The 18967-nt window shown below is 57.9% G+C and carries 15 protein-coding genes; 8 read left to right on the plus strand and 7 right to left on the minus strand.

The features are described from left to right. The first annotated feature begins 1 nt into the window (after position 1). Together NKJ08_RS23795 and NKJ08_RS23800 are read left to right on the plus strand one after the other, a co-directional pair. Positions 2–1753, plus strand: coding sequence for a type I secretion system permease/ATPase (locus NKJ08_RS23795; protein ID WP_352776923.1), 1752 nt, complete (start codon positions 2–4; stop codon positions 1751–1753). A 242-nt stretch (positions 1754–1995) separates the two neighbouring features. Beyond that, positions 1996–3294 (plus strand): HlyD family type I secretion periplasmic adaptor subunit, encoded by a 1299-nt coding sequence (locus NKJ08_RS23800; protein ID WP_352524804.1) that lies wholly within the window; start codon positions 1996–1998, stop codon positions 3292–3294. A gap of 33 nt (positions 3295–3327) precedes the next feature. On the opposite strand, the gene NKJ08_RS23805 is transcribed toward NKJ08_RS23800, so the two are convergent. The 6 genes from NKJ08_RS23805 to NKJ08_RS23830 all read right to left on the minus strand — a co-directional run bounded on the left by NKJ08_RS23805 (position 3328) and on the right by NKJ08_RS23830 (position 9502). Further along, complete coding sequence (locus NKJ08_RS23805; RefSeq protein WP_352524802.1) at positions 3328–4590, minus strand: polysaccharide biosynthesis/export family protein; 1263 nt, start codon at positions 4588–4590, stop codon at positions 3328–3330. Continuing rightward, positions 4577–5851, minus strand: a complete 1275-nt coding sequence (locus NKJ08_RS23810) for a WD40 repeat domain-containing protein (RefSeq protein ID WP_352783593.1) — start codon at positions 5849–5851, stop codon at positions 4577–4579. The genes NKJ08_RS23805 and NKJ08_RS23810 overlap by 14 nt, the downstream gene beginning before the upstream one ends. Continuing rightward, complete coding sequence (locus tag NKJ08_RS23815; RefSeq protein WP_352524798.1) at positions 5848–6852, minus strand: SDR family NAD(P)-dependent oxidoreductase; 1005 nt, start codon at positions 6850–6852, stop codon at positions 5848–5850. Before NKJ08_RS23815 ends, NKJ08_RS23810 begins: the two co-directional genes overlap by 4 nt. Before the next feature lie 73 nt (positions 6853–6925). Continuing rightward, positions 6926–7600, minus strand: coding sequence for a sugar transferase (locus NKJ08_RS23820; protein WP_352524796.1), 675 nt, complete (start codon positions 7598–7600; stop codon positions 6926–6928). After that, complete coding sequence (locus tag NKJ08_RS23825; RefSeq protein WP_352524794.1) at positions 7597–8733, minus strand: DegT/DnrJ/EryC1/StrS family aminotransferase; 1137 nt, start codon at positions 8731–8733, stop codon at positions 7597–7599. The genes NKJ08_RS23820 and NKJ08_RS23825 overlap by 4 nt, the downstream gene beginning before the upstream one ends. A gap of 46 nt (positions 8734–8779) precedes the next feature. Next, complete coding sequence (locus NKJ08_RS23830; RefSeq protein ID WP_352524792.1) at positions 8780–9502, minus strand: nucleotidyltransferase family protein; 723 nt, start codon at positions 9500–9502, stop codon at positions 8780–8782. A 505-nt stretch (positions 9503–10007) separates the two neighbouring features. Between NKJ08_RS23830 and NKJ08_RS23835 the strand changes: the two genes are divergently transcribed. After that, positions 10008–10682: a LuxR C-terminal-related transcriptional regulator gene (locus tag NKJ08_RS23835; RefSeq protein WP_352524790.1), complete on the plus strand. Its 675-nt coding sequence runs from the start codon at positions 10008–10010 to the stop codon at positions 10680–10682. Positions 10683–10869: 187 nt separating this feature from the next. On the opposite strand, the gene NKJ08_RS23840 is transcribed toward NKJ08_RS23835, so the two are convergent. Beyond that, positions 10870–12609 carry a sensor histidine kinase gene (locus tag NKJ08_RS23840; protein WP_352524788.1) on the minus strand — a complete coding sequence of 580 codons (1740 nt, stop codon included), beginning with the start codon at positions 12607–12609 and terminating at the stop codon, positions 10870–10872. Positions 12610–12895: 286 nt separating this feature from the next. On the opposite strand from NKJ08_RS23840, the gene NKJ08_RS23845 reads away from it, so the two are divergent. From NKJ08_RS23845 to NKJ08_RS23865, 5 genes are all read left to right on the plus strand, one after another. Beyond that, positions 12896–13606, plus strand: a complete 711-nt coding sequence (locus NKJ08_RS23845; RefSeq protein ID WP_352524786.1) for a helix-turn-helix transcriptional regulator — start codon at positions 12896–12898, stop codon at positions 13604–13606. Positions 13607–13881: 275 nt separating this feature from the next. Further along, positions 13882–14997 carry an NAD-dependent epimerase gene (locus NKJ08_RS23850; protein ID WP_352524961.1) on the plus strand — a complete coding sequence of 372 codons (1116 nt, stop codon included), beginning with the start codon at positions 13882–13884 and terminating at the stop codon, positions 14995–14997. A 447-nt stretch (positions 14998–15444) separates the two neighbouring features. Then, a complete protein-coding gene (locus NKJ08_RS23855) occupies positions 15445–16695 on the plus strand; it encodes a lipopolysaccharide biosynthesis protein (RefSeq protein WP_352524784.1) in 1251 nt (416 codons plus the stop codon). Continuing rightward, positions 16692–17741 (plus strand): glycosyltransferase family 2 protein, encoded by a 1050-nt coding sequence (locus NKJ08_RS23860; protein ID WP_352524782.1) that lies wholly within the window; start codon positions 16692–16694, stop codon positions 17739–17741. The genes NKJ08_RS23855 and NKJ08_RS23860 overlap by 4 nt, the downstream gene beginning before the upstream one ends. Positions 17742–17840: 99 nt before the next feature. After that, the gene (locus NKJ08_RS23865; protein WP_352524780.1) at positions 17841–18890 is read left to right on the plus strand and encodes a class I SAM-dependent methyltransferase; all 1050 of its coding nucleotides are present in this window, start codon (positions 17841–17843) and stop codon (positions 18888–18890) included. Positions 18891–18967: the final 77 nt, after the last annotated feature.

The following is an 18967-nucleotide window of genomic DNA, read 5'->3' on the forward strand; positions in this document are numbered from 1 at the left end:
CATGAAGTCAATTAAAGGGCGCTCGCTCGATCTACGCTCCGCGATGTTCGGCTGTTTGCACGGCCTCGTTGGCGTAGGCGTTTTCTCCGCATTGATAAATATCCTCGCCTTGACCGGCTCCGTCTACATGCTCCAGGTCTACGATCGCGTGCTGCCTTCGCAGAGCGTGCCGACTCTTGTCGGATTTACAATCGGGATGCTGGGACTTTACGCGGCCTATGGGCTCCTCGATTTCGTGAGGCTTCGCCTGTTGGTCCGCATCGGCAGCCGCCTGCATAGAAATCTGCAGCAAAAGGCGTTCGCAGCCTCGCTTTCCCTGCCCCTCGTTGCCGGGCCGGATGCGAACCGGGTACACCCACTTCGTGATCTGGACCAGCTACGTGGCTTTCTTTCCGGACTGGGGCCGACAGTCTTATTCGACGCTCCCTGGATACCATTTTATATGGTGGTCATCTATCTGCTGCACCCCGCGCTTGGCGTGCTGGCAACGCTCGGCGCTTGCGCCGTTGTGCTTTTGACGGTGGTTGCGGAGATCATCGGCCGCAAACCTGCGGCTCGTGCATCTGAAACACTCGTTGCACAGCGGCTTCTGGCCGATTCCGGCCGCCGTAACGCAGAGGTTGTTCAGGCGATGGGCCTGTCCGCCCCGCTTAGCCGGCGCTGGAACGAGGTCAGTCATCTTTATCTGAAGAACCAGGAACGGCTCTCCGATGTCGTCGGCGCGGCGAGCTCACTGTCGAAGACGCTCCGAATGGCTTTGCAATCATGTGTACTGGGGCTTGGTGCCTACCTTGTGATCGGGGGCGAGGCCTCGCCGGGCGTGATCATCGCGTCGTCCATATTGCTGGGCCGCTCACTGGCGCCGGTCGATGTGGCGATCGCAAACTGGAGAGGGTTTCTGGCAACCCGCAAAAGCTATTCCGAGCTGGCGGCAGCGCTGGATGCTTTTGACAGCCAGCAAGAGCCAATGGAACTGCCAGGCCCAAAGGCAGAGCTTGCGGTCGAGGAATTAACCGTCGCGCCACCAAGCCTGCAGAAGCCAACAATCTTCAATGTAAGCTTCCGCTTGTCCAGAGGCGCAGGGTTGGCGGTCGTCGGCCCGAGCGGCTCCGGCAAGACCACGCTCGTGCGCGCTTTGGTCGGGGCATGGAAGCCGCTTCGTGGAACGGTAAGATTGGACGGCGCCGCGCTCGATCAGTGGAATTCAGAGCTGCTCGGCATTCATATTGGCTACCTGCCGCAGGATGTTGAGCTGTTCGACGGGACGATCGCGGACAACATTTCAAGGTTCGGCGGCAAAAGCGACGCAAAAGGCGTGCTGGCAGCTGCCAAAGCTGCGGGCGTGGACAAGATGATCATGCGTCTTCCGCAGGGTTTTCAAACACGCATCGGAGAAGGCGGCGCAGCCCTGTCGGCTGGGCAGAGGCAGCTCGTCGGGCTCGCCAGGGCACTTTATGGCGATCCATTCCTCGTCGTTCTTGACGAACCAAATTCCAATCTGGATGCAGACGGCGATGTTGCTTTGGCCGGCGCAATCCTGGCAGTGCGTCAGCGCGGCGGTATCGTGATCGTCGTTGCGCATCGTCCCTCCGCTCTCGTCAATATCGATCAGGTACTCGTCCTGTCGAACGGGATGCTCCATTCGTTCGGCTCGCGCGAAGACGTTCTGACAAATGTGATCCGGCCCTTCCCGCGTCCGGACAAGCCAAACACTGTCGTTCCGCTGCAGCACGGTGCAAGCGGGCATGCGTGAGGTATTGCTTAGTGTCTAACGTGACCATGTCGTCATATGCTGCGGTCGGGGGTGAAGGCCAACCGATCGGGGCGAAACCAGAGCCGGGTGGCATCCGGGCCAATCTACCCTGGGCCAATCTGCTCTGGAGCCTGGCAGCACATTGTCGTTCCGCCGCACAAACGTGCAGCCGGGCATATGTGAGGTATTGCTCTACCGTTACCGTGTCGTCATACGCCGCGGCCGGTGGCAAAAGCCGATCGTTGGAGACGAAGCCAGAGCCGGATGGCATCCGGGCCAATCTGCTCTTGGGCCTGGCAACCAGCTTGCTTTTGATCTTTGGCGGAGGGCTCTGGCTGGGATTGACAACGATTGCCGGCGCGGTGATTGCACCTGCAACTGTGGTGGTCGAAAGCAACATAAAAAAAGTCCAGCATCAAACCGGCGGCACCATCGGCGGAATCTTCGCGCAGGACGGGGATCATGTGAAGGCCGGCGACGTGTTGGTCAGGCTGGACAACACATTGACCCGAGCAAACCTGCAGATAATCACCGAGGACCTCAATCGCGCCACCATTCGTCTGGCCCGACTGGAGGCCGAGCGCCAGGGTCTGCCGGAAATGCAGATCCCGCCCAGCCTTCGGGTTCAAATGGGTGACCCGCAAGTGGCGGCACTTGTCAGTGGCGAGCGTGCCTTGTTCGAAAGCCGTGCTGCGGCGCTGGCTGGCCAGAAGGCACAATTGCAAAGCCGTGCGAAGCAGCTGGAACGTCAGATCGATGGCCTCAAGGCACAGCAGTCTGCGACGGATGAGTCTCTGGATTTGCTGACCAAGAACCTTGCTGATGTCGAATCTCTCTACTCAAAGAAGTTGGTGTCCAAGGAGAGGTTGAGCAATGTCAGCCTGGAGAAGACCCGGACGCGCGGCGAATCGGGACGCCTTGTCGCTGCGATAGCGGAGGTACAAGCTCACATCAGTGAAACGGACCTGCAGGTGCTTCAGCTCGACGACCAAATGCGGAGCGACGTAACCAACGAACTTCGCGAAACGGAAGCCAAACAGACCGAACTCAGTGAGCGCAAGGTGGTGGCGGAAGACGAACTCGGAAGGACAGACATTCGCGCCCCGCAATCGGGCACAGTACAGGAATCTTCGGTCCACACCATCGGTGGCGTGATTGGCGCTGGGGAGGTGCTCATGATGATTGTGCCCGATTCCGACAACCTTGTCGTCGACGCTTCGATTCCTCCGTCGCGTATCGATGACGTCCATCCCGGACAGCAGGTGTCAATCCGCTTTCCGGCGTTCGACGCCGGCACCACACCTGCTTGCGAAGGCTCGATCAACCGCGTCTCTGCAGATCTGATCAAGGATCAGCAACGTCAGCTTTCTTATTTTTCGGCGCGCATCGACGTCGAGAATGAAGCGACCTGCCTGACAGGAGAGAAAATACTCAAACCGGGCATGCCCGCCGAAGTCCACATAAGAACCGACGAGCGCAGTGTCTGGTCCTACTTGATGAAACCCCTTACCGATCAATTTTCCAGAGCTTTCAGGCAGTAACCGGTTGGCAACCCAACCGACAGCGCAGCCGATCTATCGGGTCGCCGCGTTTTCGAGAGCGCTACTGAACCTTACCTCGATCGTGTCTCCCGGCATGACCTCGGTGTCTTCTTGGGCCGGCTGTTTCCGCCATGCTTCGCCGACCTTGCGAACGATCGTGACCTGAGCCTGGATCGTTTCGCCGGCAACCGGCAACGGCAGAGCGGCAGCTCCCGTGGGCTGCAACTTCTGGCTGGCTGCACGAAGTCTTGCGCTGATGTCGGCAAGACGCACGTTGGTATCCTTCAACTCAGTCAGCAGACCCATCCTTCTTTGGTTGACATTGCGTTCGTGCTGTCTGGCAAAATCGTCCTGCTGACGTCGTGCTCTCATAAGTTCAACCGACGTTTCGAGTGCCCGGCTGGAAGAAAGAACCAAAGCGCGCCGGACATCGGCGAGCCGGGTATTGGTGAGATTTCCGGACTCAAACGCTTTCCTTACGCGCGCCAGCTCGTCTTCGTCCGCCTTCACTCCATCCGCTTCGGCCTGCTCGCGCTTGAGCAGGGTCTCGGTTTGTGCAGCAGCATCCTTGCCACTTTTTTCGAGAAAGCCCTGCTCTTGCCGGAAGTTGTCCAACGAGAGCTTCAGCCCTTCTGCTTCGGCTTGGGCGATCGCCGGCGCAAAACCTGCCGGTAAGGGCGATCCTTGTGGTGGCTGCATATCGAAAGTCGACTTGTCCTGAAGTTCGGCGCGGATGCGGGCGCTGTGAAAATAGTCTCTCGTGTATTCCCCCCAAAGCGACTCATAATCGCGCCGCAGATCCACCGGATCGGGACCAACCTGGTTTGCCCGCGACCGCAAAAGGCTGAAACCACCTGACACGGCAATCGCCTGCCGCACGGTCATCAGCGGGCGGTAGGCCTGCTGTCCGGGAGTGAGCACGTCGCCGGTCACATAGATCGGCCTGTATTCTGCAACCACGGCGGTCACGTCTGTCGGCTTGATGACGATCATTTGCTCACGCCCGTCAGGCAGACGCTGGTGGAATATTTTGGTTGGCAAGATCGTCTGCATGCGTGTTTGCAGTTCAGCCGGAGTTAGGCCGCCCACCGAAACCATCCCGACTTCGGGAAGCGCGATCGTGCCGTCCATCTGGATCACCGCACGTTGCGTTCGCTCCGGGATGGCGGCAATTCCTATCTCGACGGTGTCGCCGGCGGAAAGTCGATAAGCGACCCGCGCTTCCGCTGCGCCGGCCGTATCCATGGCCGCCAGCATACCGAACACGACAAGAAGGATTCGATTAACGAGGACCATTGGCGGCAATCTCCTTCTGGTTCGACCGCGGCTCTTCCGGCCAATCGAGACGGGTGACGAATTCGTAGACCGGCCCGCCAGGCACGCCCCAGTTGCTCGACCAGATTACCTGTGAGCCGTCGGGGGATGGCGAGGCATGGGTCTCGCTCCAGTAATCGGACGGGACGTTGTGAGTTTGCGTGACGCGTCGAACCTCCCCGCTGCCGTCGAGGCGAAGCGCGATCACCTCTCGCGCATATGGCGCCCAGTCGGGATTGGCAGATATCTCTTCCGGCTTGCCGCCATAGCTCACGAACACCCAACCGCGCCTGTCCAGTGCCCGCAGGGATGCATGCTCGGCTTCGCCGAACTTCATAAGTGAGGTGACCTTTCCGTCGGCCAGCCTCCTTTTGATGACATGATATTTGTCAGGGTCGGATTTGCTGATGCCCACGAAAACTTCGCTGCCATCTTCATCGACCGTCATATCGCCATGGCCGGGGCGATGATGGTCCGTCCACCTCTGCCGCAACGTCCCGTCGACGGCGAAAATAGCTCGCTGTTCTGTGTCCTCTTTCACATTCTGAAAGCACAGGATGTTCGCTCCGAGCGGGGAGATCGAGCAGGCGCTGACGGTTCCGGCAAGCTGGGCAAGATCGATGTCCGGAAATTTCCGGCGCTGCTTGAGATCATAGGCAAATACAACTGTCGCGCCATCCCCACGGATTGCGCGCACTGCTATGCGATCGCCGTCACGGCTGGGATTGCCTTTGGACGGCCCGAACTGAAGATCATGATAATTCGATGAAACGAACAGGACGTCTTCGCGATTGGTCCGCGGCGCCCAGGTCGAAATTTTCCGGTCGTGAACGCAGATCATCAGATCGGCATTTTGCGGATGCCATTCGCATTCAGCCGATCGAGCACGACGGAAAAGCGGGACATAGGTCTGCCCGTCGAAAAAGCACATGCCATTGCAGCCGTTGGTGATGACGAGGAGACTCTGGTCCGAATTCCAGGCCTGGGCGCTGGAATAACGGTGGCTGCAAAATTTTTTCTCGCATACGACGCCATTCCCAAGAGCCCCAGGCTTGGTAATGCGCATGAAAATTGTCCCGAAGGCTGGATCGGTCGCGGGTTGGAGATAATCGGGCAAGTCCATCATCACTGGCGCAACAAATTGTCTCGACGCGCTGCTTTGCCGACTGCCTGCCACGGTCAAATCCAACGACAAGGCAGCCGCAATCAACAGCGGAGCCAATCCACGCGAGCGAAAGGTCATGTCATGTAGCCCATTTCGTGTCGCACCCGGCCTTCGCTGAGGCGCCCCTGCCACCATCCGATGGTCCGCTCCAACCCTTCGCGCAGGCTGGTCTGGGCGCGCCATCCAGTCTTGCTTTCGAGGAGCGAAGAATCGGCCAGCAAGGCACGCACCTCGGAATTCTGCGGCCGCAGACGGCGCTCGTCGCGGTGGATTGGTTTTTGGCAGCCACTCAACTCGATCACCAAATCCAATATGTCCGAGATCGTCACAGCGCGCTGGCTTCCGGCATTGTAGGCATTGCCAAATTCGAGCTCAGCCGAACCTGCGGTCAAAAACGCCGCCGCAGTGTCTTCCACGAAAGTAAGATCGCGGATCGGGCTTGTGTCTCCCACCATGATCGCCGGGCATTTTTTGTCGAGAGCCTGGCGTATGATGGTCGGTACGATGGCCCGCTCGCTCTGGCGTGGGCCATACGTATTGAAGGGGCGCATGATAACCACGGGGATGTCGAACGATCTGGCGTAGGACTCCGCCATCATGTCCGCACCGATCTTGGATGCCGAATAGGGTGACTGTCCCTGCAATGGGTGGGATTCGCTGATAGGCATTGTCAGCGCGGTGCCATAAACCTCGCTGGTCGAAGTGTGCACCACACGCTCCGTCTCCCATTGGCGCGCCGCTTCGAGGACATTGACCGTGCCCAGGATGTTGGTCTCTACATAGGACTGGGCCGCGGCATACGAATACGGGATGGCGATCAGTGCGGCGAGATGAAACACCACCGCCTGGCCGCGCACGATCCGGTTAAGGAACGCGCTGTCGCGAACGTCGCCGCGGACGAGGTTCAGCTGGCTTCGAATGGTGTCCGGTAAATCGTCCAGCCAGCCGTGGCTGTCGAAGGAATTGTAGAGAGCCAGCGCAGTGACGTCCGCGCCGCCACGGACGAGCGCTTCGGTGAGATGCGACCCGATGAATCCATCGGCACCCGTAACCAGAACTTTCCTGCCCTTGTATCCCATGACCCAAGCGTTCCCCTATGACGTGAGGCACTGACTTTGCAAATCCACGAGAGCGCGGGTACCCCACCTGCTCTCAAATTCCGATCCGCGGCGGCGAAACGACGCCAAGCACCGCCAGCAAGCCGCGCACCATCCAGATGACATCAGAGACGATCGTGCGCTGCGGATAATAGGAAAGGTCGAGCTTGGCTTTGGCAGGAAACAGAACCTCGCGGTAGAACAGCAGCGGGTCCACGGATCGGGGATAAAAATGAGCTTCATGCCGGAAGAGAACCTGGGCTGGACCAAACAAGCCTGGCTTGTATTGTAAAATACCCTCGAAGCCCCCGCGAAAACAATCGGCGAAAGCAAGGCTCTCCGGGCGTGGCCCGATGATTGCCATCTCGCCTCTGAAGACGTTCCAAAGCTGTGGCAGTTCGTCGAACTTGGTGGCGGCGAGGAACCGCCCTACCGGCGTCATGCGGCTGTCATCGGCCATGGTCAGCGCCAAGCCACCGGGATCGCATTGCACGCTGAATTTGCGGAACTTGTACATGCGGAATGGGCGAGCACCGGCCCCGACGCGGGTCTGCGCAAAGAAGATGGGCCGACCGCCTTCCAGCAGCAGCGCCACGGCAATCAGCAGCATCAGCGGAGCGAAGACGATCGCCGCGGCTGCAGCAATGACGAGATCAATTGCTCGTCTCGCAGACCCATGGGCGGCGCTTGAGACGTTAGGCCGGTGAATGGCTAGGTCCAGGGCATTCATGCGGCTGTTCCTGTCTGAGCACAGTTATTGACCGCCGCGGCAAGAGCGACCACTACCGTTTCGACCAAAGGTGCGGTGATCTGCGGATGCAGCGGTACCGTGAGTTCGCGCTGGGCGAAATCTTCCGTGCGCGGTAAACGAGTACCGGGAATAAGCTCACGATAGAGCGTCATCTGGTGCACCGGCGGGTAATGGATAGTGGTCTGGATCCCTTGCGCGCGCAGTGCGTCGATGACGTCTTGCCTGTCGGCGTAACGTGGCAAAAGGATAGGCATGATGTGGTAGGCCGACGTCCGCGGCTCGTGGAACGGGATGGTCACGGCCGGGCAATGCTTCGCGATGAGACGGCGATACAGCATGACCAGGATACGCCTGATCTCATTCCACTCCTGCAAATTTTGCAGCTGGACCAGTCCAATTGCAGCCCGCAATTCATCCATGCGATAATTGAATCCGAGCATGGTGACATCATACTGCGGGGTGCGGCTGTTCAGCCTTTGACGTGTCCCAGTGGTCATCCCATGTCCACGCGCCTGGCGGATTGTCTCGAGCAGACGGGCATCCCGGGCAATCACCGCCCCGCCTTCCGCCGTGGTCATATTCTTGTTGCCGTAGAAGCTGAAAGCTGCCGCAGCACCGAATGTTCCCACCTCTTTCAAGCCCGGCGCATGTGCAGCATCTTCGACGATATGCAGCCCCCGAGCACGGGCGAATTTCTGCCATTGTTCCCGATCGGCGAGGTAGCCGGCGAAATGGACAAGAATGATTGCCTTGGTACGGGCCGTGCATTTCGCTTCTGCTTCCACGATCGACATCAGCGGCACGTCGGCTGACTCGATATCGACGAAGACCGGTGTCGCACCGACATAGAGGACCGCATTTGCGGTCGCCACGAAAGTCAAAGATGGGACCAGCACCTCGTCGCCCGGTCCGATACCAAGCGCGTGCAAAATGAGATGAAGCGCTGCGGTACAAGAACTGACCGCGACGCAATCCTCCGCACCATGCACGTCGGCAAAAGCTTGTTCGAAGGCTCGTACCTGCTCCCCCATGGTCAGCCAGCCGCTATCGATGACCTTGGTCAAAGCAGTCTTCTCCGGCACACCCAAGATTGGGGCACTGACCAAGAGCATCACAACCTCCTAGACTGATAATTGCGGGACCGGGCTCGTGATTTCATCATGCAGCCGTCGCAGTGACCTCGATCGAGGCCGACTGGTCTTCCCAGGAAATGGTCTGTGCGTTCTGAAAGTCGTCGACGCGCCCGATATCGAGCCAGAGACCCTCATGCTTGTACACGTGCACGGTTGTGCCGTTCTGCATCATCTGCAGCATCAGGTCGTCGAACCCAAACGGTATGCCGGATGGGATAAACTGCAGAACATCTGGGTTCATGCAGTAAATTCCCATGCTGACCAGATGCGAAAGCGTCGGTTTCTCGCGAAAGGTCTGCACGGTGTTATCGACTTCGTCGATGACGCCGAAATCCATCTTGATCAGGCGACAGGCTGTTGCGATCGTCACTGGATCGGTGTGCTTACGGTGCGCTGCTACAAATCGACTGAGGCTTAGATCCGTAAGGACATCGCCATTGAGAACGATGAATGGCTCCGTCAGTTCATCCCTGATCAAAGACAGTGGCCCGATGGTGCCAAGCGGCTCCATCTCCTGCGTATATCGAATTTTCAGGTTCCACTGCGAGCCATCTCCACACACGGTGCGGATCAAATGGCCGAGATACCCGGTTGTGATATAGACTTCCTGAATACCGTTGCGTCGCAACCATTTCAGAAGCATCTCCAGAACCGGCCGAGAGCCGATCGGCATGAGCGGCTTCGGCAAGATCGATGTGAAGGGGCGAAGGCGTGTTCCCATTCCACCACATTGAATCACCGCTTTCATCTGGTCCTCCCATGTTCATTCGGCCTGAACGCCATCGTCACGGGCCGGCTATTCCTACCCCGATCAGCACCCGGGAAACGCGTTCTTGCTCCCTCAGAAGAACCGGTGAGACTTCCCGTATAAAGACCGGTGAGATTTCCCGCCGACCCTGATCCGGACATTGCATCTGGATGGTATGTGGCCCTCGGGGTGGATGTCGTCGTGCATTCGAATGGCAACAATTCAGCCGTTCTGGTGTTCAATATCCGTGGCAGTGCTGAACGACCCAGGCGGTCTGTCAGCCTTCCAAGAGATCAGAACGTATGTTCAACAAGGGTCGGCGGGCCTCGTTCACAAGGGCTAAAAAAAGAGGAGCGTTTCCCGTTATTTAGGATTATATTAGAAACCTGACGTTTGCGGTGGTGGGGATGCCGCTGGCGTCGACTGGATGAATCGACGAGTGAATGGCCACGGCTTTCAAGCCCATCACCGTTCAATCCATTCAGATATGCGTTGGGGTAGATCAATGTATCGAATCGTCATCGCCGACGATCACGGCTTGTATCGTCGTGGCTTGCGATTGGCACTGACCGCAGGCATTCCAGGTGTGGAGATATTTGAAGCGTCTTGTTTCGACGCAGTGCTCAGTTTGCTGGCAGAGCAGTCGTTCGTTGATCTTGCGATCCTGGACCTGAATATGCCGGGCCTGTTCAATCAAGAAGTGCTCGGCGGGATCCTGGCCGCCTATCCGGACACGCGATTTGCTATCGTTTCCGGAAACGATTCACGCTCGGAAATACTCACGGCTCTTTCGATCGGGCTTCACGGCTACATCGTAAAATCGCAGACGGACGAAGAGGTCGTTCTGGCTGTCAATGAAATCCTCTCCGGCCGCATCTATGTTCCTGCACTTCTGTCACGCCCGGGTGCAACGCAAACAACTCACGCGCATACACACTCCGAGAAAGGCCCACACCGACATACCACTGGCGCCAACCTTGGCAGGCTGACCTCGAGGCAACAGGAAGTCCTCAAGCTGATGGCGGAAGGCTATTCAAACAAGGAAATTGCGCGCGATCTGGAAATCGCAGAGGCGACCACGAAAATCCACGCTGCTGCGGTTCTGCGTGAATTGGGGGTACGCAATCGGACAGAAGCTGCCGTTATGCTGAAGACTTGGCTTGCGAAACATGCCAGCTAAAGCGCCGCGCATCCTTTTGGACGTGCAAACGGCGCCCCAAGACTCCTCATGCATATTACTGCATATTGCCAAAACTGCGCTGCGGCTTTTGGGCCAACGACATCCTTAGAAAAGAACCTAAGCTCATCTCACAGGCCGTTCAGCGCGACGCGCCTTTAGGTTCCTGCTTTCCGAGTGGAGCAATGCATTAGGATCCGATTTCCTTGCGTGACAGTCGCAGCGAATACCGCAACCCGTGATCCGACATTTCCAGCTTGGGAGAGTGACCGACAAGCGGCGCTCCATCCACTCCGATTATCATGGAACCGAAGCCATGCCGGACCACACTTGAGGTCCGCCGCCGCCCCGATTCCACCCACTCGAACACGACCTCACTGCCTGTGTCTTCAGGTGCGAACGTCCAGCTTACGTCGATCCGGCCTTTTGGATCGCCAAGCGCTCCATATTTCATGGAATTGGTGGCAAGCTCGTGAACGATCATTGCAAAACTCTCGGCGGCGCCTCCCGACATCGCCACGGAAGGACCGCTGACCGATATGGCGCGCGTTCCCATATATGGTTGCAACTCTTGAGCAACGAGGTCGTTTAGCACCCCCGATACGCTGCCGTTGCGTGAAAGAAGCAGATGGGTTGCCTCGAGCGCGCGTATCCGGTCGATCAGCGTTTCCTTGTATTTGGCGACGTTGTTTCCGGGAACATCGACCATTTTCACGAGCGCCGTGATCACCGCGAAAACGTTGCCGAATCTGTGGCGTTGTTCGAGCATAATGCGCTCCCGCTTCTTTGCCGCGGCGCGCAGCAGCATGGTTTGCCGTCTCTCGCTCAGGTCGGCAGCCACTCCAAGCCGCTGTCCACCGTCATCATGTCTTTCCTCCCTTCCGCGCAGGGCAACCCAGCGGATATGTCCGTCCGGTCGGCGGACGCGTATCTCAACATCGTAATTCGTGACCGATGATGCGGACTTTCTCGATGCCGCCAGCTTTGGCCAGTCCGCCGGATGAACGACAGCTGATAGTTCCTCCAAACGGCGGCTATTGGCCTGGGCCAGGCCGAGAATGTCCCAGAACGTGTCCGAGCCTGTGACTGTCCCGTCTTTAAGGTCGATCCGCCACGTAGCCAAGCGTCCAGCAGACAGAGCGAGGTCTAGCCATTCCTTCTGAGCCCGAAGCGCTTCGTGAACAGCTCGTCGTTCCGAAATATCGTCGACCACCACGAAGATGCTCTCCGAGAGAACCCCCTCGGGCACGGACGAAGAAAGGGTTATCCGAGCCCAGAATGCCGTCCCGTCCTTTCTTGACAGACGCACCTCCGAAACGAACGAAGCAGTGTCATTACCCAGCCCCGCCAACAATTGCGCCAAGGTGTCCCGGTCGTTCGGATGGGCGAGCGTATCGAGCTGCAATTGGGCAAGCTCCTCCTCCTTGTACCCAGTCATCTCACAAAGGCGTCTGTTGGACTGCAGCAACTCACCTTTCTCGTTGGTGTTCGCGAATCCCATGGCAGCACGTTCGAAGGCCCAACGATAGCGGCTTTCGGTCGCTTCGACGGCAGCGAGCCTGGCCTCCGCGACTTCCAGCAACTCACGCAAGTCCTGCCGCAGGCGATGGAACGTCATGGCAATCACCCCACCCGAAACCAGAAGCAGGATTGCGCGTGCCCAATCTCCATTTGAAATCTGATCGTGTCCTCGGGCCCATAGGCCAACGGTCACCATCAGAATGGTCGCCGCGAGCGCAGGCACGCGATCTTCGAGATAGGCGATAATAATAATAGCCGGAACAAATTCCAGAAAACTGGCGCCTTGCCCAATATAGCCTGACGATTTTATTTCAAATATCAGTGTGGCAGCTAATACCGATGCAGAGGCAATATGAGTTAGCAATCTGCCCGACGGGTTCGAATTCGACCTGAGCGACTGCGAGTTCATGGACACAGACTACAACCTTCTGACTAGCCCGTCGAGACTAGAACAAAAAACGTACAGCTTAGTACCACTGCCGGATTGCCATACCGCTATCATAGCGCGCATTTTATCGGATGCAGCGGGGGCTAGGAGCTGCCTTAGAACTGTCAGATCCTATTGGGTTTTCAAGGTGGTGATGAACATATTATCCGTCAGCGCGTAGAAGACTAGAATCCAGCTACACATAAAAGACTATCTGAATCCCGAATACTTATTTCGGGCGTGTGAAACTTTGGGTTAGGGGTAGAAAATGAATCTGATCGATAGACATGTTGATGCTTCTTCGGGCAGTCGGTACATTGTCACGAGGAGCCAGTATGATTTTAAGGCGCGGAATACGCGGCCCTCTTCTGGTCACTTTCCCGATCGAGCATCAGATCCACCGGACGCAAGGCTCGGGGAACCAAAAGGCCGCAGTCTGGAATCCATAACCGGCGTGCTTGATCGCATCGGCTGTGGCTATCTCGTGCTGAATCGCGAAAGAAAAGTAGTCGAGTGGAACGCAGCCGCCCAAACCACGCTTGAGCGCCAAGGCGAAGCGGCTGACACGGCGAACGGACTTACGGCCGCCCTAAGGCGGTTGATCGCGAATGTTCCGGGCCAATTCCTGCCGGGCTCGTTGTCCTGGGTGGTGATCCGCAGCAGGGGCGACCGGCCGGTGATACTGAACGAGAACGGAGTTATCGCTCCCGATGGGACGAGCATCGTTGCGTTGCTGGACCGGGACAACAGGTCGGGGCCAAATCCTCGAACTCTGCAAAGAATGTTTGGCTTGACGAGCGCGGAAACGCACCTCGCCTTGCGCTTGGCTCAGGGCGACGCGCCTTTGGAGATCGCTCGCAGTTGGCGTCTCAGCCGCACCACGATCCGCTCCCAGCTTGCCTCGCTGTTCGCCAAGACCGAAACGAAGCGCCAGGCGGAACTGGTGGCCCTTCTTGGGCGCATTTCGGTCCTGCCATAAGGGCCGCGCAGTTGTTGGGTCTAGTTGGCGGCATCCACATGCGACGGGGCTCGGTCGACCGGTGCTGGAGGCCGTTTCAACCTAGCTTGGCAGGTCACGTTGCGCAGCGCGCCGGCGCCTGCTCACCTGTGCCGACGCCGACGCCCCGGCACATAACATCCCGGCACAATTGGCCGGGATCTCGGAATAGGCAATTCGACACTGTCGAATGACGTCGAAGGGGCAAAAAATTGGATCATGATTTAAACGGTGGGTCCGTTCTTTCTGCGGAAAATATGGAAACCGCCCGATCCCGGTCAGACCGCGCCGTGAAGGAACTCGCCCCGATAGGACCGATCGTCGTCACCGGTGCTGCAGGCTTCATTGGTTTTCACGTCGCCTTGCGGCTTTTGCGTCTGGGTGTCGAAGTCATCGGCGTCGACAATTTCACCCCCTACTACGATCCACGACTCAAGGAAGCGCGGTTTGCACGTCTCTGTGCCGAGCCGGGCTTCACTCCGATGCGAATTGATCTAGCGGATGCCGCCCGCGTTCAGTTGCTGTTTTCAGAATTTCGACCTTCACACTTTGTGCATCTCGCGGCCCAGGCCGGCGTGCGTCATTCACTTGTTGACCCGCATGCCTATTTGCAATCGAACATAGTGGCGTTTCTCAACGTCCTTGAGGGCTGCCGGCACTTCGGCGTCAGTCATCTCGTCTACGCTTCGTCGAGCTCCGTCTACGGCTCAAATCGAACCATACCGTTTTCCGAGCATCACGGCGCTGACCATCCTGTCAGTCTGTACGCCGCAACCAAGCGTTCAAACGAATTCATGGCGCATTCATACAGTCACTTGTTCGGCTTGCCCGTGACCGGACTGCGCTTCTTCACCGTTTATGGCCCCTGGGGCAGGCCCGACATGGCAGTCTACATGTTCACGCGTGCGATTATCGAGGGGAAACCAATCGAAGTAGCCAATGCCGGCAGCGTGTGGCGAGACTTCACCTATATCGACGACGTCGCTGAGGGGGTGGTTCGAGCACTCGCTGCACCGCCGCGACCCGATCCGGGTTGGGATTTTCTTACCGCAGATCCCGCGACAAGTTCTGCGCCGTATCGCGTCTATAATGTTGGCAACGACCGGCCGGAGGAGATTAACCGGCTGATTTCGCTCATCGAGACCGCCCTTAGCTGCCGGGCGATTCGCGTGGAAGTGCCTTTGCCACCCGGCGACGTTCTGGAGACTCGCGCCGACGTGAGCGATCTTCGCAACGCTGTCGGCTTCGCCCCGGCGACAACGCTCGAGGACGGAGTGCAACGCTTTGTCGAATGGTACCGGGACTTTCATGGAACGAATATCGCAGCCAGCACACAGCAACAAACGTTGATGCATGTAGAGGCCACCGTGTAATCCGCGCCTTGTCGGAGCGACGAATCCACGCGTCGGCCATCCTGGTCGCGGCTGCCGGTCTGGTCAAAAGATCCAGCTGGTACCGCATAACGTGACGACGACATTCCCGAGCATCGATGCCCGCGCGATCCCCGCAGAAATCAGTTCATCGCGGGCAAGTCCAACGAGCGGTCTCAATTTCAGAGCTGCAGTTATACCCGGCACGGAGCACAAAGAATTCGCCGCATCGCCGCTCTGCCGAACGATGTCATTCAGATGGATGATGGTGACGTTCAGGCCCCATCGTAAGCTCCGGTCAACCGCATTTTGCCTCCTCGGAATCGCGAGCTCATGTCCCAAAGCTACTTTCTGAGATCCAGGACGGTTCCTACGGTCGAGAAAATAATCACCCGTGTTCCTCCAAGCCCGATCGGCAGTATTCTGCGCGCGGCAGGAGGCGTTTCGGCCATGGCGATTGCCGGCCAGTTGATCCTCGTCGCCGCTATTCCCGTTTTGGCCCGGCTATATTCCCCGGCAGATTTCGGGATCTTCACGATTTATCTTTCGATCGTAAACATCCTCGGCGCGATCGCAGCACTGCGTTTCGAGGCCTCTCTTTATGGTGTCAAGGACAATGCGCGGGCGTATGTGACTGTTAAGCTCATTCTCCTGGCTGTCTCGGTGACGAGTGTCCTCGCCTTTGCGGCAGGACTGCTGTGGGCGAGCATCGCTCCGGCGCGCGTCGGCCACCTCGCCTGGCTTGTTCCGCTTGGGATGGGGGGCGCAGGTCTCGTCGAAGCTATGAACTGCTGGAGCCTGCGCGCAGGCCTTCTACGCGACTTCGCCCTCGGCCGCCTGGTCTTGCCGGCGACCATGGCCCTGCTGCAATTAATGTTTGGGCTCGCCCATTTCGGAGGCGAGTCGATGGTGCATGCTCATATCCTGAGCCAATTCGTCTTTATCGGACTCCTCGGCTCCCGGATTCTGAGCCGGGAAGACATACGCGGCGTCGCACGGGCGCCGTGGCGTACCGTCGTTGCCGTCGCCAGGCGAGAATACAAGTTTCCGTTGTTCGACATTCCCTCAGCTCTCGCGAGTTTCGCCATCATCAATCTTCCCGCGATACTTGTTGGTTCGCTGTTTGGCGCCGCTTTTGCGGGTTACCTGGGAGTGGCAGCGCGGCTGGTGACTGCACCGGTCACGCTGATCGCCACCCCGCTCAGCAATGTTTTTGTCTCCGAGGCGAACAAAAACAGCGATCGCCGACATCTGCTCGGCACCGCGCGCGGCCTCTTGATGCTTTCAGCCGGCCTCACTGCATTGCCAATACTGGCGCTTGGCCTGGCCGCGCCATATCTTGTCGTCCCCCTTCTGGGCCCGCCCTGGGTTCCTGCCGCAGACATTATGACCGCGCTGGCGTTCATGGGTGCTGCACAGGCGTTGGCGACGCCGCTTCAAGATGTCCCAGCTCTCCTGCGCCGGCAGGAGCTACGGCTTCTCGTCGACGGCGCGCGGACGGCGCTGGTGTTTGGTCCACTTCTTGCCGGTGCTGAGGCAGGTTGGGAACCACTCAACGTCATTTATCTGATGGCGGCCGGCGGCGCCGTCGGGTTTGCACTGAAAACGGCGGCATCTCTGTATATTTTGAGCCACGACGTCGAACCAGCAGGAGCTGCCATACCAAAGCATAGTCATAATCTCGAGGGAAAAGCACCATGAAGCCATCGCAGCTTGATCAGCTCCAAACGACCGATGTGGTTGACCAACATCACTACGCTGATGCTTCGCGACTGCGCCCTTTCATTTCAGTTGCCATTCCAACCTTTCGCCGTCCGGACACGATCCGCCGGGCGATGGATAGCATCCTGAGTCAGGATTTTTCCAGTTGGGAGCTGGTCGTCAGCGACGACGAGGGCCGAGAGGGACCGACCTGGGCAATTGTTGCCGAGTATGCACGGAGCGAGCCTCGCATCCGAATTGTCGAGAACTGCCGGGGCCGGGGTCAGGTGGAGAACACCAACAATGCCATGCTCGCTTGCGTCGGAAAATGGATCAAGCTGCTCCATGACGATGACTGGCTCGCCCCAGGTGCACTCAAGACCTTTGCCGAGGTTTCCACCAATCATCCCTCAGTGGCATTCATGACCTGTGCAGCGAATATAATTGAGGACGATCGGATGAAATTCCGATTGCCACCGCAAGGGCGAGAACGGATTTCCCTCTACTCGAGCCAGCAATGCCTGACGGACCTCTATCTCGTCCGCACGACGCGGAGCCTTGGGATCATCCCATCGACGCTGTTGATCAACCGCGACGTCATTCACGCGGGTTGCCTCATGCGCGCGCACAATTCAATTCCAGCCGGAGTCGACCAACTGTTCTTTGTCGATCTGGCCTGCCACGGAGACATGGTCGCGATAAAAGATGGCTTGATCTTCTACGACGCGACGAACCACCCGAGCATCACTACAACCAAGAGTTTCGATGAGGTCGATCAGGTAACGCTTGCCGTCAAAGAGCTTAACTGGAACCTCATCGAGGATCGTAAACATCTTCCCTGCCCTGAGACTCTGTTACGGGCGCTACGGGTTGCTCGTCTTCCCAGCCGATTCCACCAGCAACCCTGGCGAGCGACGATCCGAGATGCAATGCAAATTCTTCGTCCATCAGTTATGAAAATTGCGAGCCAGCACATTCTTACTTATGTGTTCGCGATCCGCCCGAGACTGGGTCGATTGCGTAGCCTGAGACGATTTAGCTTCTGAGCGTGGCGGCATCGTGGAGCGCGACGGCGGGCCGGCTGGTGCGCATCGTATACCGTCGAAGGCGGCTTTCCTTCGGTCTGGCCTTTAGGGGTAAGCGAGATGACCATTTGTCCGGCATGTGGCAGTGTACCAACCGCGAAATTGTTCGAAGTGACAGCAGATGAGGCCTCTCGACATTTCATCAATCCGCGTCAGGACCCCGATCGCTCTCGAAAATTAACAAGCCACCTGTCGGATCTCTGGGGCAGCAACACATGCGATATCCGCAAATGCGCAGATTGCGGATTCGGTTTTGCAGATCCCTTCGTCGCCGGCGGCGTTGAATTCTATAACTTAGCCTGGGCGTACCCTTCTTATCCGACCATGAAATGGGAATATGCAAGGACTATCGAAGAGCTCGCGGGCCTGAAGACTGGCGGAAAAACTGCCCTCGAAGTGGGGTCTGGGTTCGGGTATTTTCTCGATCGCATCAAGAATAAATTCTTCCATGTTTCCGACATCTCTGCGGTCGACTACAACGAAACGGCGCGATCTGTACTGGCGTCGAAAGGCTTCAAGACCTATTCAGGCGATTTTCGGACGGACAGCTTCGATTCTATGAAAGAGGCCTTCGACTTTATTTTCATGTTTCAAGTCTTCGAGCATATGGACCAAGTGGACGACGTTTTTGCTCGATTGAAATATCTTCTGAAGGCGCAAGGATCTGTCTTTATCGCCGTGCCAAATGAAAACAGAACTTACTACATGGAGTCCCATGGCTCGCTCATAGACATGCCACCAAACCACATCGGTCGGTGGACGAAAGAAGCCTTCGATGCCATATGTCAGCGGCACGGCTTGCAATTGAGCAAGTGCGAGCGGGAGCCGTTCAATCTCGCCAAATTCCTGAAACAAGACATCGTCCACAGCTTTTTCCGAAAGGGAGAGAAACCAGGTAGCGTGAGTGAGTTCGTGCGCGCCCTGCCGCGAAGCAAAGCGCAACGGATTGCGCAAGGTTTGACTGCCCTTGCGATTTCACCATCGCGGTTGCCGGCATGGGCATACGCGGTCAGGAACGCATCGACGATGGGCGGGAGCGCACTCTGGGCAAAGATCGACAAAGTCTCGTCACCTGCGCTACGGATTCATCGCCAAGCCAAGCAGCAATGAGCCGGTTCGCCATACCGCTTGCCGCGTGAAGGGTGAGTTCGACACCACTAGGCTGCGGGGGTGGATGCCAAGCAGAC

The sequence above is a fragment of the Mesorhizobium sp. M0244 genome (genome assembly GCF_040321795.1).
Taxonomy (GTDB): domain Bacteria; phylum Pseudomonadota; class Alphaproteobacteria; order Rhizobiales; family Rhizobiaceae; genus Mesorhizobium.

What these genes read in the sequence shown, in the direction of transcription:
- NKJ08_RS23810 (WP_352783593.1), bottom strand. Translation starts at nt 5,851, where the DNA reads ATGACCTTTCGCTCGCGTGGATTGGCTCCGCTGTTGATTGCGGCTGCC.
- NKJ08_RS23795 (WP_352776923.1), top strand. Translation starts at nt 2, where the DNA reads ATGAAGTCAATTAAAGGGCGCTCGCTCGATCTACGCTCCGCGATGTTC.
- NKJ08_RS23840 (WP_352524788.1), bottom strand. Translation starts at nt 12,609, where the DNA reads ATGAACTCGCAGTCGCTCAGGTCGAATTCGAACCCGTCGGGCAGATTG.
- NKJ08_RS23850 (WP_352524961.1), top strand. Translation starts at nt 13,882, where the DNA reads ATGGAAACCGCCCGATCCCGGTCAGACCGCGCCGTGAAGGAACTCGCC.
- NKJ08_RS23820 (WP_352524796.1), bottom strand. Translation starts at nt 7,600, where the DNA reads ATGAATGCCCTGGACCTAGCCATTCACCGGCCTAACGTCTCAAGCGCC.
- NKJ08_RS23865 (WP_352524780.1), top strand. Translation starts at nt 17,841, where the DNA reads ATGACCATTTGTCCGGCATGTGGCAGTGTACCAACCGCGAAATTGTTC.
- NKJ08_RS23860 (WP_352524782.1), top strand. Translation starts at nt 16,692, where the DNA reads ATGAAGCCATCGCAGCTTGATCAGCTCCAAACGACCGATGTGGTTGAC.
- NKJ08_RS23855 (WP_352524784.1), top strand. Translation starts at nt 15,445, where the DNA reads ATGGCGATTGCCGGCCAGTTGATCCTCGTCGCCGCTATTCCCGTTTTG.
- NKJ08_RS23830 (WP_352524792.1), bottom strand. Translation starts at nt 9,502, where the DNA reads ATGAAAGCGGTGATTCAATGTGGTGGAATGGGAACACGCCTTCGCCCC.
- NKJ08_RS23835 (WP_352524790.1), top strand. Translation starts at nt 10,008, where the DNA reads ATGTATCGAATCGTCATCGCCGACGATCACGGCTTGTATCGTCGTGGC.
- NKJ08_RS23825 (WP_352524794.1), bottom strand. Translation starts at nt 8,733, where the DNA reads ATGCTCTTGGTCAGTGCCCCAATCTTGGGTGTGCCGGAGAAGACTGCT.
- NKJ08_RS23805 (WP_352524802.1), bottom strand. Translation starts at nt 4,590, where the DNA reads ATGGTCCTCGTTAATCGAATCCTTCTTGTCGTGTTCGGTATGCTGGCG.
- NKJ08_RS23845 (WP_352524786.1), top strand. Translation starts at nt 12,896, where the DNA reads ATGAATCTGATCGATAGACATGTTGATGCTTCTTCGGGCAGTCGGTAC.
- NKJ08_RS23815 (WP_352524798.1), bottom strand. Translation starts at nt 6,852, where the DNA reads ATGGGATACAAGGGCAGGAAAGTTCTGGTTACGGGTGCCGATGGATTC.